The sequence below is a fragment of the Gemmatimonadaceae bacterium genome, from assembly GCA_020846935.1.
Taxonomy (GTDB): Bacteria; Gemmatimonadota; Gemmatimonadetes; order Gemmatimonadales; family Gemmatimonadaceae; genus RBC101.
In genome coordinates this window covers 190,260-202,829 of record JADLCY010000006.1, presented here as the reverse complement: position 1 = coordinate 202,829, position 12,570 = coordinate 190,260, and the positions used below count along the sequence as shown (strand labels likewise).

The 12,570-nt window shown below is 65.5% G+C and carries 11 protein-coding genes; all 11 read right to left on the bottom strand.

The window, feature by feature from the left end; all coding sequences use genetic code 11:
• Positions 1 to 22: 22 nt before the first annotated feature.
• Positions 23 to 1,603, bottom strand: a complete 1,581-nt coding sequence (locus IT361_08365; GenBank protein MCC6317689.1) for an amino acid permease — start codon at positions 1,601 to 1,603, stop codon at positions 23 to 25.
• A 191-nt stretch (positions 1,604 to 1,794) separates the two neighbouring features.
• Positions 1,795 to 4,296, bottom strand: coding sequence for a sodium-translocating pyrophosphatase (locus tag IT361_08360; GenBank protein ID MCC6317688.1), 2,502 nt, complete (start codon positions 4,294 to 4,296; stop codon positions 1,795 to 1,797).
• A gap of 278 nt (positions 4,297 to 4,574) precedes the next feature.
• Complete coding sequence (locus IT361_08355; protein MCC6317687.1) at positions 4,575 to 5,468, bottom strand: hypothetical protein; 894 nt, start codon at positions 5,466 to 5,468, stop codon at positions 4,575 to 4,577.
• 206 nt (positions 5,469 to 5,674) lie between these two features.
• On the bottom strand, positions 5,675 to 6,097 hold the full coding sequence (locus IT361_08350) for a biopolymer transporter ExbD (protein MCC6317686.1): 423 nt from the start codon (positions 6,095 to 6,097) through the stop codon (positions 5,675 to 5,677).
• Positions 6,098 to 6,108: 11 nt separating this feature from the next.
• Positions 6,109 to 6,597 (bottom strand): biopolymer transporter ExbD, encoded by a 489-nt coding sequence (locus IT361_08345; protein MCC6317685.1) that lies wholly within the window; start codon positions 6,595 to 6,597, stop codon positions 6,109 to 6,111.
• Positions 6,598 to 6,635: 38 nt separating this feature from the next.
• The gene (locus tag IT361_08340) at positions 6,636 to 7,373 is read right to left on the bottom strand and encodes a MotA/TolQ/ExbB proton channel family protein (protein MCC6317684.1); all 738 of its coding nucleotides are present in this window, start codon (positions 7,371 to 7,373) and stop codon (positions 6,636 to 6,638) included.
• 33 nt (positions 7,374 to 7,406) lie between these two features.
• The gene (locus tag IT361_08335) at positions 7,407 to 8,126 is read right to left on the bottom strand and encodes a TonB family protein (GenBank protein ID MCC6317683.1); all 720 of its coding nucleotides are present in this window, start codon (positions 8,124 to 8,126) and stop codon (positions 7,407 to 7,409) included.
• A gap of 212 nt (positions 8,127 to 8,338) precedes the next feature.
• Complete coding sequence (locus IT361_08330) at positions 8,339 to 9,832, bottom strand: HAMP domain-containing protein (GenBank protein MCC6317682.1); 1,494 nt, start codon at positions 9,830 to 9,832, stop codon at positions 8,339 to 8,341.
• A 243-nt stretch (positions 9,833 to 10,075) separates the two neighbouring features.
• Positions 10,076 to 10,741 carry a response regulator transcription factor gene (locus IT361_08325; GenBank protein MCC6317681.1) on the bottom strand — a complete coding sequence of 222 codons (666 nt, stop codon included), beginning with the start codon at positions 10,739 to 10,741 and terminating at the stop codon, positions 10,076 to 10,078.
• Complete coding sequence (locus tag IT361_08320; GenBank protein ID MCC6317680.1) at positions 10,738 to 10,998, bottom strand: hypothetical protein; 261 nt, start codon at positions 10,996 to 10,998, stop codon at positions 10,738 to 10,740. The genes IT361_08325 and IT361_08320 overlap by 4 nt, the downstream gene beginning before the upstream one ends.
• Positions 10,995 to 12,536, bottom strand: a complete 1,542-nt coding sequence (locus IT361_08315) for a PAS domain-containing protein (protein ID MCC6317679.1) — start codon at positions 12,534 to 12,536, stop codon at positions 10,995 to 10,997. The genes IT361_08320 and IT361_08315 overlap by 4 nt, the downstream gene beginning before the upstream one ends.
• Between the last annotated feature and the right edge of the window lie 34 nt (positions 12,537 to 12,570).

Genomic DNA, 12,570 nt, shown 5'->3' with positions numbered 1-12,570 from the left:
CGTGTGGGAGGTGACGAAATGATCAGTGGCCGCCGTGTCCGCCCGGCGGCAGGGTGTCAACGACGACGCGCTTGCCCGTCCGCAGCACGGAGTTGCGGTAGCCGTAGAGGAAGTAGACCACCAGGCCAAGCGCCAGCCAGATGCCGAACCGGATCCAGGTGATGCGAGGCAGCTGCATCATGAGGTACAGGCACGCGAGCACCGAGATGATCGGCGTGAAAGGCGCGCCCGGCACGCGAAATGGGCGCGGCCGATCCGGCTCGCGGTAACGGAGCACGATCACGCCGATCGAGACGAGCACGAAGGCGAACAGCGTGCCGATGTTCGTCAGGTCCACCACTTCGGCGATGTTTGCGAAGGCCGCGAAGGTGGCGACAAACGTGCCCGTGATGATCGTGCCGACCCACGGCGTGCGATACTTCGGATGCACCTTGGCCATGAACGGCGGCAGCAGACCGTCACGGGCCATGGAAAAGAAGATGCGCGGCTGCCCCATCTGGAACACGAGGAGCACGCTCCCCATCGCGATCACCGCTCCCAGGGCGATGATGAAGCGCGAGGCGTTGAGCAGCACCGCGGGCCCATCCGCGTACTGCAGCGCGGTGATCATCGGCTCGGCGGTACCGAGTTGCCGCCACGGCGCCATGCCCGTCATGACGGCGGACAGCAGGATGTACAGCACCGTGCATACCACGAGCGACATGATGATGCCAAAGGGCATGTCGCGCGCGGGATTCTCCGCTTCTTCGGCGGCCGTTGATACAGCGTCGAATCCTATGTAGGCGAAGAAGATGATCGCCGCTGCCGCCGACACACCCGCGAACCCGTTGGGCGCGAACCCGCCCTGTGCAGGGTCGGTCCAGTTCGACGGCTGGATCAGGAAGAGCCCCACCGCAATGAAGAACAGGATGATGCCGATCTTGAGCAGCACCATCCAGTTGTTGAGGGTCGCCGATTCGCGCACGCCCTTCACCAGCACCACCGTCATGACGAACACGACGAGCGCCGCGGGAAGATTCACGATCACCGGCAGGGTGCCCAGACGAGGCGCCGCGGTCCAGGCAGATGCGAGAAACTGCTGCGCGGCATCGGTGGATCCGCCGCTCACCGCATTGAACGCGTCGTGTGCGCTCCGATAGTCGGTCGCGAGCCAGGCCGGCAGGTTGAGCCCGATGTGTGACAACAGCTCGCGGAAATGGCCGGACCATCCGATCGCGACGCCGATGTTGCCGACCGCGTATTCAACGATCAGGTCCCAGCCAATGATCCAGGCGATGAACTCGCCGAGCGCGGCATACGAGTAGGTGTAGGCAGAACCGGAGATCGGCACCATCGCCGCAAACTCGGCATAACAGAGCGCGGCAAATCCGCAGGCGACCGCGGTGAGGAGGAACGAGAACACGATCGCCGGCCCCGCGCCCGGGCGTACCGCATCACCAACGATCGCGGTTCCGGTGGTCGCGAAGATGCCGGCTCCGATCGTCGCTCCGACCCCAAGCGCCGTCAGGTGCCACTTGGTCAGCGATCGTCGAAGCCCTCCGCCTATCGAGGCTTCGGCCTCGCAGTCAGCGAGGGTCTTCCGGGCAAAGATGCTCTGAGACATCGGTGGCGTTGGCGGATGGCAGTGGTGCGGCTGGGAAATGCAGGGACGAGCGACCGTGGTCAAGCACCAGAAGCAAAGTGCGGGTGATCGACCTGTTCCTCGATCACCCGCGACGTACTCAACGCGCTACCCGTCGGCCGACGCACCCCAGGGACAAAAACGCCCCAGGGAAGTTCGGTCAACCCGCCCGGCTAGGCGCGCACCGCCTCACCGCTCTGGATCCGCATTCCGTAGAACGAGCGGTACACGAAGTACATGCTGATCACGAGGAAGACCACCGCCAATCCGCGCGTCAGCGAGGTTCCCGACTCTGCCGTGAGGCTCACGGCGAGTTCCACCGCGAGGAGGCCGAACAGTGTGGTGAACTTGATGACCGGGTTCAGCGCGACCGACGAGGTGTCCTTGAACGGATCACCGACCGTGTCACCGACCACGGTGGCGTCGTGCAGCGGCGTGCCCTTCGCCTTGAGCTCGGTCTCCACGATCTTCTTGGCGTTGTCCCATGCCCCGCCGGCGTTCGCCATGAACACCGCCTGGTACAGACCAAAGAGCGCGATGGACACCAGGTAGCCGATGAAGAAGAACGGCTCGACGAACGCGAACGCCAGGGTCGCGAAGAACACGCCGAGGAAGATGTTGAACATCCCCTTCTGCGCGTACACGGTGCAGATCTCCACGACCTTCTTGGAGTCCTCGACCGAGGCCTTCTCGACGCCCTCGAGCTTGATGTTGGCCTTGATGAACTCGACCGCGCGATAGGCGCCGGTCGTAACCGCCTGCATCGACGCGCCGGTGAACCAGTAGATGATCGCGCCGCCCGTGATGAGTCCAAGCAGGAACGGCGGGTGCAGCAGCGAGAGCTTGTCGAGGTCTGCGGTGAGACCCTGAGTGAGCGCCACGATGATCGAGAAGATCATGGTCGTCGCTCCAACCACTGCGGTCCCGATGAGGACCGGCTTGGCCGTCGCCTTGAAGGTGTTGCCGGCGCCGTCGTTCTCCTCGAGGTGCTCCTTGGCCTCGGCGAACTTTGCGTCGAACCCGAAGTCGCGCTTGATCTCACCCTCGATGCCTGGAATGGCCTCGATGGTGGAGAGCTCGTAGACCGACTGCGCGTTGTCGGTCACCGGACCGTACGAGTCCACGGCGATGGTCACCGGACCCATACCAAGGAAGCCGAACGCCACGAGACCGAAGGCAAACACCGCCGGCGCGAGCATGAGTTCTCCGAGCCCCTGCAGCGCGACCCAGTACGAAATCGCCATGAGGAACATGATGGCGATGCCCAGCCAGTAGGCGGAGAAGTTGCCGGCCACGAGGCCGGAGAGGATGTTGAGCGACGGCCCGCCCTCGCGCGATGACGTGACCACCTCGCGCGTATGCCGGGACTCGGTCGACGTGAACACCTTCACGAACTCCGGGATGATGGCGCCGGCGAGCGTCCCGCAGGTGATGATCGCCGAGAGCTTCCACCAGAGCGTCGGATCGCCGGCGAGGTTCCCGATCAGGAGCTTGGACGCGGCGAAGGTGATCACGACCGACACGATCGACGTGAGCCACACCAGGCGCGTGAGCGGCGCCTCGAAGTTCATCTTGTGTACGTTCTGGTACTGCGCCTTCGCCATCGCCTCATTGATGAAATACGAGAGGCCGGAGGCGAGCACCATGAACACGCGCATCATGAAGATCCAGACGAGGAGCTGGACCTGGACCTCCGGACTGCGGACCGCGAGCAGGATGAACGAAATGAGCGCCACCCCGGTCACGCCGTAGGTCTCGAAGCCGTCGGCCGAGGGACCGACGGAATCACCGGCGTTGTCACCCACGCAGTCCGCGATCACGCCGGGGTTGCGGGCGTCGTCTTCCTTGATCTTGAAGACGATCTTCATGAGATCGGACCCGATGTCCGCGATCTTGGTGAAGATGCCGCCCGCGATGCGCAGCGCCGCGGCGCCCAGCGATTCACCGATGGCGAACCCGATGAAACACGGCCCGGCGTATTCTCCCGGCACGAAGAGCAGGATCATGAGCATCAGCAGCAGCTCGACCGAAATGAGCATCATGCCGATCGACATGCCGGCCTTGAGCGGAATCGCGTAGCACGGGAACGGCTTGCCGCGCAGGGCGGCAAACGCGGTACGCGAGTTCGCGAAGGTGTTCACGCGAATACCGAACCACGCCACGCCGTACGAACCGGCGATGCCGATCAGCGAGAACGCGAGGATGATGATGACGCGAAACCACTCGAAGTCGAGCAGGAACTTGAAGTACAACAGGATCACGAGCGCGATGAACGCCCACAGCGTGAGGATGAACTTCCCCTGGGTCTTCAGGTAGGTCTTGCACGTCTCGTAGATCAGCTCGGACACCTCGAGCATCGAGCGATGCACGGCCATGGTCTTGAGCTGGCTGTAGATCATCAGGCCGAAGAGCAGGCCGAGGACCGAGACGAGGATGCCGCTCATGAGGAGCGTCGTGCCGGGGGTTCCGCCGAGGAACGTCGCGGTCGAGAGGTCCGGGACGACGAGATTGGCCTCACCCCCGGGGCGATGCTCGGCCTGCGCCGGGGCCTGGGCCACCGGAGCGGCAACCGGATCCTGCGCGGCCACCGGTGTGCTGAGGGCCGCCGCACCGGATACCAGCGCGAAGCCTAACGCGAAGAGGTGTCGAAGTCGTCGGGACGAACGATTGCGCATTCCACGTTCTCCATGCTGTGGGCTGGGGCGAAGCCGCCTCATGTCATGGGTGCGGGTGCGCCCATGGGTTCGCTTGGCACCAGGGTCAACGGATCCGGCCACCGGCCAGAAAAAGGGCCCATCCCCAAAGCCGTGCCGGAATGGACCCAGCCTGTCGACGGCTGTCCTCAGCCGCGATCCCCACCTGCCAAAGCCGCGAAAAGATACCCGCACGCCGGCCGCGAGGCCAGACCGATCGACGCCAGGCTCAGGCCGTGACCAACATGTGGGACTTGGAGTTACGTGCGCGGCGCCAGGGCGGTCACGATGGCCGTGTCCAGCACGGGACGTCCGTTCCCGCGCACCGCCGGGCGGAAGCGGATCTCCGACAGCATCTCTCGAATGCGTTTGTTGTAGCCACCGTCACTCGACGGGTTGAACGAGAGGAGTCGCGAGTTACCGAGCGTGTCGACCTCGAAGTACGCCACCAGCTTGTACGGGCGCACCTTGTTTGGCACTGGAAGCGGCAGGATCGGCAGGGCGATGACCGCCGGCGGGTAGATCTCCGAGTCGTCGTTGCCGTTTCCGGTTCCATCCCCCGTGCCCGAGCCACGCCCCGTTCCCGTGCCCGAACCCACACCGCCGCCGGTTCCGGGTCCGCTACCGGCCGTTCCGTCCTTTCCGGATCCACCGCCCTTTCCCGCCTCAGCCGAAGCGACCTCGGTCGTCGGGCCAGGTTTGGCGGCCGAATCGACCGAGGTCGGGGGCATGGTCTCGGACTTGGGGATCGGGGCGGGCGGCGGGGGCTTCACGGCCTCCGGTGGAGGAACTGGCGGCGGGATCGGCAGCGGTTCGATGGGAACAGACGGCGAGGCCTCGGGAATCTGGAAGTAGCGCAGGCTCTCACGCGTCCACTCGCCTCCCGTGCCGCGATTGCCGCCTCCGCCACCACCAACGCGTCCGTTCCCGCTCGGCCCGAGCTGTTGCGTGGCGTTGATCTGTCGCGAGAGCCAGAGCGGAGGAAAGACGACGATCACGATGAGCAGCGCGTGAAGGGCAAGCGACGCGATCGTGGCCTCGCGTCGATGGTCGTCCCGAGCGGGAATGCCGATGGGTGGCCGATACCCACGCCGCAACGGCTCCGGCGCGGGCACGCCGGTCGTGTCGATGAACGTGGATCGACGAAGGGTCACGTGGCTGGTCTCGGTCTCGGGCTTGCGGTCTCCCAAGCTAATACGACCCCTGGGAGGAAAGGGTTCATCGTTCGAACTGCGCAAACGAAACCGCAGACCAGAAGTTGGTGGCCGTTGCGTCCGCGCCGTCGAGGTTCATCGTGGGAAAGCGGAAAACGAAAACAGCGGACCCCGAGAGGAGTCCGCTGTGCTCGCCTGCGTGCGGCCTACTTCGCCGCCGCTTCTTTCGGTGTGACGCCGAGCACCTTGACGCCGGAGCCACGCGCCTGATCCATGGCCCAGATCACCGCCTGATACTTCACCGTGGGATCGCCCTTGAAGAACATGATCTTCTCGGGTCGCGGGTCGTAGATCGACTTGATGCGTGCGGCCAGGTTGCCCTTCGGCACGTTTTCCTTGTTGATGAAGTACTGATCGTTCGGCATGACTTCGAGCACGATCTGGTCCGAGACCGCGTTGGCCGGAGCCACCGACGGGTTCGGGTCAGGGAGCTGGAGGTCGACCGCACGTCGGACGCGCGGCTGCATGATCATGAAGATGATCAGCAGCACGAGGAGCACGTCGATCATGGGCACCACGTTGGGCTCGTTGTTGAGCGCGCCCGAGGGTCCGCCTGCACTCATTCCCATGGTGTCGTCTCCTATTTGCCGGCTTCCGGATCGTCACCTGGCACCGTGGATACGGTACCGGGGCGCTGATCCGAAACGGCGCCAACGACGCGAACCCCTGCTCGCGATGCGATGTCCATCGCATCGAGGATCTTGCCGAACTCGAGATCCTTGTCGGCCTTGATGTAGAGGATCTTGTCGATGGTGCGCTTGTCGTAGATGGCACGGAGGATGTTGCCGAGCTTTTCGTTCTGGTCGGCGCCAGGCTCCGTGTACAGGTCGATCGGCTTCTTGTTGATGTAGTACTTGCCCGACTTGTCGATGCCGAGCACCTGATCGAGGTCTTCTTCAGGGTGGGCCTTGAGGTTGATGCCGTCTGGCGGCACCGCCGTAAAGCCTGCCGTGATCGCCGGTGTCACCACCATGAAGATGATGAGCAGCACCAGCATGACGTCGATCATGGGCACGACGTTGGGCTCGGCCTTTACGCCGCCGGCCCCACCGCCTACCGACATACCCATGGCTTAGGTCTCCTGGGACAAAGGGGATGTCAGCGCGCTTACTGCGAGATCGGGCTGGCGCCCGCGGCCTGCGTGTTGAACTCGCGGGTGAAGCGGGAACGACCGAACTCGCCCGAGACGCCCTTGATGAGGTAGTCGATCATTTCCTTCGACGTGTAGGTCATTTCCGCCGAGAGGTTGTCGATCTTGGTCGTGAAGTAGTTGTAGAACCACACGGCCGGGATGGCGACGAGGAGACCGAAGCCGGTCGCGATGAGCGCTTCGGCGATACCGGCCGCGATGGCGGTGATGCCGGCGCCGCCCGAGGAGGCCATGCCTTCGAAGGCGTTGATGATGCCGAACACCGTACCGAGCAGACCGACGAACGGCGCCGTCGAGCCCACCGTCGCGAGGATCGCGAGGCCGCGCTTGAGCGAGACCATTTCCATCAGCATCTCACGCTCGACCGCCCGCTCCGCCGTGTTGATGTCGGCAACCGTGACCGAGCCGTCCATGATCAGGGGCTTCACTTCGGCCAGCGCGCCACCGAGCACGCGAGCGACGTGCGACTTCTTGTAGCCTTCGGCCAGCTTGATGGCTTCGCCGAGGTTGTCCTCTTCCAGGAACTGCGAGAACTCCGGCGCGAACTTGATCGTTTCCGCCTGGGCCTTGCGCAGGTTCCAGAGCTTGCCGATCGCGGTGGAGAGCGACCACACCGACATGAAGGCCAGGATGGCCCACAGGATCTTTCCGAAGAGCGGCGTCTGGGTCCAGATGTCCTGCAGATTGATATTCATACGTCGGGAACTCCGCGGGGTGAGGGAGGGGACTTACTTGGCGATGCCGAACGAGAAGGGTTGCTGCACGAGCTGACGCACCTTGCGGCCGCCCACCTCGGCAGGGATGAAGCGCATGGCGGGAAGCGCGTTCTTGACCGCGGTCCCGAACAGGTCGTGCGAGGTCTTGAGCACCTTGAAGGACGACATCTCCGCGCGGCCCGTCGTGTCCACGACGAACTGGGCGAGGACTTCACCCTCGACGCCGGCCTGCCGGAGGATGTCCGGGTAGCGGGGCGGCGGGCTCCCGGGGAGCGCCGTCACCGGCTTCTCCACCTGGAACTCGAAGAACGGCTGATCCGCTTGTTGGATGGGCGCCGGCTTGCCACCCTCGACCCCGGTCGCGCGTCCACCCGCAACGCCCTTGCCGGAGAAGTCGGCCTCGTCCGTCATCTTCTTGGACAGGTCGATGTCGGGAAGCACGTCGGGGATCTCGACCGGAGCGGTCAGGACCTGGAAGCCTTTCGGCGGGGGCGGAGCCGCAACGACATCAGGCGGCGGTGGCGGCGGCTCGTCCTTCGGCGGAGGCGGCTCGTCCTTCTTGACCTCGACGAAATCCACCTTCTCCTGCTTTGGCTTCTCGAACGCCACCGCAGCACGCTGCGTGGCCCACACCGCACCCGAGATCATCACGGCGTGCAGCACGAAAGAAGCCAGGGTACCGCCCACACTCCGCTGTTTCTTGCGTTTCGACTCGACCAGGTTGGAAAACATCGGCATCGTCGTGCAAGACCTCGTCTTTGAGGGACAGGGGACTCTGGTGCGCACGATTCTACCTCGCGCGCATGATCGCGGAATATCGTGGCGATTAAGTTTGCATTACGGAAGGGCCGGCTCGCGGCCGGAAGCGATGAACCGTGGCTGCCGAGGGGATCCGACGTTCACGTTAGGCAGCGGGCGGCCGGGCTCGCCTGGCCCCTGCCCCCTCAGCGGACGGCGTCGCCCGCCACTTCCGGCTCCACGGTGGCCAGCGCCGGCGTCGCGTGCCCGATCGGGATCGTCGCCGTGAACGTGCTCCCGCGATGCAGGCGCGACTGCACGGTCAGCGTGCCGCCGTGCGCCTGGGCGATCCATTGGCAGATCGCGAGGCCGAGCCCGTTCCCGCCACGTTCGGCCATGCGCGAGCGCGCGCGATCGGCGCGCCAGAATCGCTCGAAGATGTGGGGCAGGTCGGCCGCGGCGATCCCGATGCCACTGTCCTTGACGGAAAAGTGTGCGGCGTCGCCTTCACGCTTGAGGGACAGCGTCACCGTGCCACCCTTCGGCGTGTACTTGATCGCGTTCTCCACGAGGTTCAAGTACAACTGGCGGAGACGCATGCGATCTCCCTGCACCGTAATGTCTTGGACCTCGGGCATGGCGACATTGATTTCGCCGGGCTCGCCCAGGATGAGGCCCGTTTCGTAGACCTCCTGCGCGATGCTCCGAAGGTCGACGGATTCCCGGAACAGGTCGAACCGGCCCTCATCCGCGCGCGCCAGGGTGAGCAGCGAATCCACCAGAGCGGTCATCCGCGCGGTCTCCGCGAGCGCTTCCTCCAGCGCCACGAGCTGCTCGGTGGAATGCGAAGGGGCGCTCATCGCGCGCTCGACATCCGCGCGAAGCACCGCCAGCGGGGTCTTCAGCTCGTGGCTGGCGTCGGCCGTAAAGCGGCGGAGGCCACCGAACGACGTCTCGAGGCGGCTGAGCATGGCGTTGAGCGTGGTGGTCAGCCGCGACATCTCCTCGTCGACCTCGACCGCCACGCGCTTGTGCAGACTGCGCCCGTCAGTGATCGCCTCCACCTCGCGTCGGATGCGGTCCACCGGCTCGAGGACGTTGCCGGCGAGCAAGTAGGCGCCCACGACGGCGATGAGCACGATGAAGGGCAGCGCGACCAGGGCGCTTCCCAGGATTTCGCGCCACGAGGTGTTGGACTCCTTCTCCGAGATCCCCGCAACGACCACTCGCCCGGAGGGGTCGCGCAGCGCCACGAGCACGCCGGCGTCGTTTCGTATGGAGAAGCGGACGGCGGAGAGCGTCGCACGAGCCTCGTTCACGTAGCCCTCGAAGGCCGTGAAATCGGCACGGGCAAGTTCCGTGATCTCTTCACCCTGGAGATACGCCGACAGCGCGCGAACCGAGGCTGACGCGTAGTCGCGGTTGCCGTCCGCGGAGTAGACGACGAGGTATCCCGGAATCGCATCCAGCGAGTACCGCAGGAAGCTGGTGCGATTCACGCCCTCACCCACGGAGAACTGCGACGCACCCGCCTGCCGGAACATGTGGAGCGTCAGCTCGGCTCGCTGTCGTGCGTGGCGCTCGAGTTCCGAGTAGGCCCCCGTCCGCCGCGCGGTGTACACCGTCCCCGCAAAGATCGCCACCGCCGCGAGCACCAGCACGGCGAATCGATTGGCGAGGCGGCTGCGGACTGAGGACACGACTGGATGGATCGAGGGGTGGTCCGATGGCGCAGGTCGGGGGGCCAGGTCAGCGGCGGGGCGTCCGTACACTGAGGAGCACCTGGCTCCGCCCCTTCCCTGCCCCCGGAACATACGAAAGGCGGGCCAGAGCGGCACGCCTCTCCTCTCGCGATCCGTTGATCCTCTGGGTGTGTCCGAGCCACCCAGGGCCTCGTCATCGCAGCGCGATCGAAGAACCGATCGCGCCGTTCTTCGTCGGCCCTACTTCACGACGTATCCCACGCCGCGGACGGTCGTGATGAGTTTGCGCGGGTGTTTCGCGTCGACCTTCTTGCGCAGGTGGTTGATGACCACGTCGACGATGTTGGTGCCGGGATCGAAGTGATAGCCCCAGGCATATTCCGTGATCAGGGTCCGGCTCATCACCCGACCCGCATGACGCATGAGGTACTCCAGCACCGCGAACTCCTTGGGCGTGAGGTCGACCGCGTCGCCGCCCCGGGTGACTTCACGGGTGTCGCGGTTGAGCTCCAGGTCCGACACACGGAGCACAGGACTGACCATGGCGCGCGGTCGGCGCGCCAAGGCTTCGACGCGGGCCAACAGTTCCTCGAACGCGAACGGCTTGGTCACGTAGTCATCGGCGCCGGCGCGGAGCGTCGCCACCTTGGCGTCCACGGCGTCCTGGGCGGTGAGCACCAGGACGGGCTTCTCGAAGCCGCGGGAACGCAGGCCGGACAGCACCTCCAGTCCGGACTTCCCGGGCAGACGCATGTCGAGGATCACGACGTCGAACGGCTCATCGATCGCCGCCCGTTCGCCGGCCTCGCCGTCGGTCACCAGGGAGACCCCCCACCGCTGTTCCTCGAGACCACGCTTGACGAAGGAACCAACGGTCGGGTCGTCCTCGATGACCAGAACTTTCATCGTTGCTCGTTAGGGACCCCGTGGGGACGCTTGAAGCCGTACTGGCGGATCTTCCGGTACAGCGTCTTGGAGGATATCCCGAGAACGGCGGCGGCGCGACCCTGGTGCCACCGGACGCGCTCGAGCACGTAGCGGATGTGGACCCGCTCGAGTTCCTCGAGCGTGGGAACGTTGGCGACGAGGTGAGACTCCGCCTCGTGGCGGCCGGCGAAGGCGTCGGAGAGTGTGGTGGTGTCGAGCACGTGAGAGTCGGTCATGTGGGGATCCCTTCCGGCAGGAGCAACCGGAACGTGCTGCCAGCGCCGACGGCGCTGTCAACCTCGATCCGACCACCATGGCCGGTCACGATGGAGTAGCAGATGGAGAGCCCGAGGCCGGTGCCCCGACCGGGTTCCTTGGTGGTGTAGAACGGTTCGAAGATGTGTTGCAGGTCGCTGCGAGCGATGCCGCGACCTTCATCGATCACCTCGGCGATCACGGCCTCGTGCGTCGACGGGCCTCGCCGCGTGCGCACGGTTATTGATCCGTCGTGTTCCGTCGCGTCGGCCGCGTTCTGCAGCATGGCGATGAACACCTGGAGCAGCTGTTCAGACGAGGCCATGATCCGCGGGAGATCCTGGTCCAGGAACGACTGCATCTGCAGTCGCTTGAACTGCTGCTGGTGGCGGAGGAGCGACAACGCCTGCTCGACGACCGCATTGACGTCGGTCATCGCCTTGTCCTTCGACACGGGGCGTGCGAAGTCGAGCAGCGACCCGACGATCGTCTTGCAGCGAGCGACCTCGCTCTGGATGATTCCCAGCGTGTCGCGCGCCGCGCCCGGTACGCGCACGCCTTCTTCCGCGAGGTCATCGAACCGCGCCCCGAGACTGTCCGCGCACGCCGTGATCGTGGCGAGCGGGTTGTTGACCTCGTGCATGACACCCGCCGCGAGCTGTCCCATCGCCGCCAGCTTCTCTGACTGCGCGAAGCGCTCCTGGCTCGCCGAGAAATCGGTGACGTCCTCGCCGATCGTGATCACGTGCGTCGGCGGCTCGCCCTCGACGAGCTGCATGGGGATCTTGGTGATGCGATAGGTCCGCGGCTCACCGGTCGCCTTCGTCTCCAGGTGGTACTGCTGGATGCGCGCGGTGCGGAACACCTCGTCGAACTCCCGGCGGAGCTTCTCGGCCGGGGCCCGGTGCAGGATCTCGAAGATGGTCTTGCCTAACGCGAGGTCGCGGCGCACGCCCTGCGAGCCGCTTTCGCGGCCGCGGTTCCAGACCGAGACGCGGTAGGCGCGATCGATGACGTACAGACTCACCGGCAGCGAGTCGACCACCTGGTGGATGAAGCGACGTTCCTCGTCGGCGGCCCGGGTGTGACGCGCCACCTCGCCCTCGAGCTCCCGCGTGCGCTCCGCCCACCCGAGCACCGGGGCGAGCATGTTGGCCACGACGCCAAAGGCCACGCCGACCTCGGAGGGCACCGGACCCTCCGTGCGGAGTGCCAGCGCGCCCATGCGACTGGCGCCCGCCACGAGTCGGCGCACCAGCAGGCCATCCCGACCTCCGCCCTCCATGCCCTCGGAGACCTGCGCGGCGGCGACCCCCGACTTTCCCGCACGCGCCGCGCACACCAGCCCCTGCGGCGTCACGAGCCAGAGACTGCACTCCGCGGCGCCGGTCGAGCGTACGACGCACTCGAGCACGTCGGTCGCCTTGCGCACGATCTCGTGCTCGGTGTTCAGCCGCGCGGCCACGTCCGCCAGCAGCGTGAGCGGAGCGGCAGCGACTTCGAGTTGTGTTGCTGACATGACCGATCCCCGTGGTGTTTGAAGGGGCCCGTCT

What these genes read in the sequence shown, in the direction of transcription:
- IT361_08325 (MCC6317681.1), bottom strand. Translation starts at nt 10,741, where the DNA reads ATGAAAGTTCTGGTCATCGAGGACGACCCGACCGTTGGTTCCTTCGTC.
- IT361_08360 (MCC6317688.1), bottom strand. Translation starts at nt 4,296, where the DNA reads ATGCGCAATCGTTCGTCCCGACGACTTCGACACCTCTTCGCGTTAGGC.
- IT361_08320 (MCC6317680.1), bottom strand. Translation starts at nt 10,998, where the DNA reads ATGACCGACTCTCACGTGCTCGACACCACCACACTCTCCGACGCCTTC.
- IT361_08340 (MCC6317684.1), bottom strand. Translation starts at nt 7,373, where the DNA reads ATGAATATCAATCTGCAGGACATCTGGACCCAGACGCCGCTCTTCGGA.
- IT361_08345 (MCC6317685.1), bottom strand. Translation starts at nt 6,597, where the DNA reads ATGGGTATGTCGGTAGGCGGTGGGGCCGGCGGCGTAAAGGCCGAGCCC.
- IT361_08350 (MCC6317686.1), bottom strand. Translation starts at nt 6,097, where the DNA reads ATGGGAATGAGTGCAGGCGGACCCTCGGGCGCGCTCAACAACGAGCCC.
- IT361_08365 (MCC6317689.1), bottom strand. Translation starts at nt 1,603, where the DNA reads ATGTCTCAGAGCATCTTTGCCCGGAAGACCCTCGCTGACTGCGAGGCC.
- IT361_08335 (MCC6317683.1), bottom strand. Translation starts at nt 8,126, where the DNA reads ATGTTTTCCAACCTGGTCGAGTCGAAACGCAAGAAACAGCGGAGTGTG.
- IT361_08315 (MCC6317679.1), bottom strand. Translation starts at nt 12,536, where the DNA reads ATGTCAGCAACACAACTCGAAGTCGCTGCCGCTCCGCTCACGCTGCTG.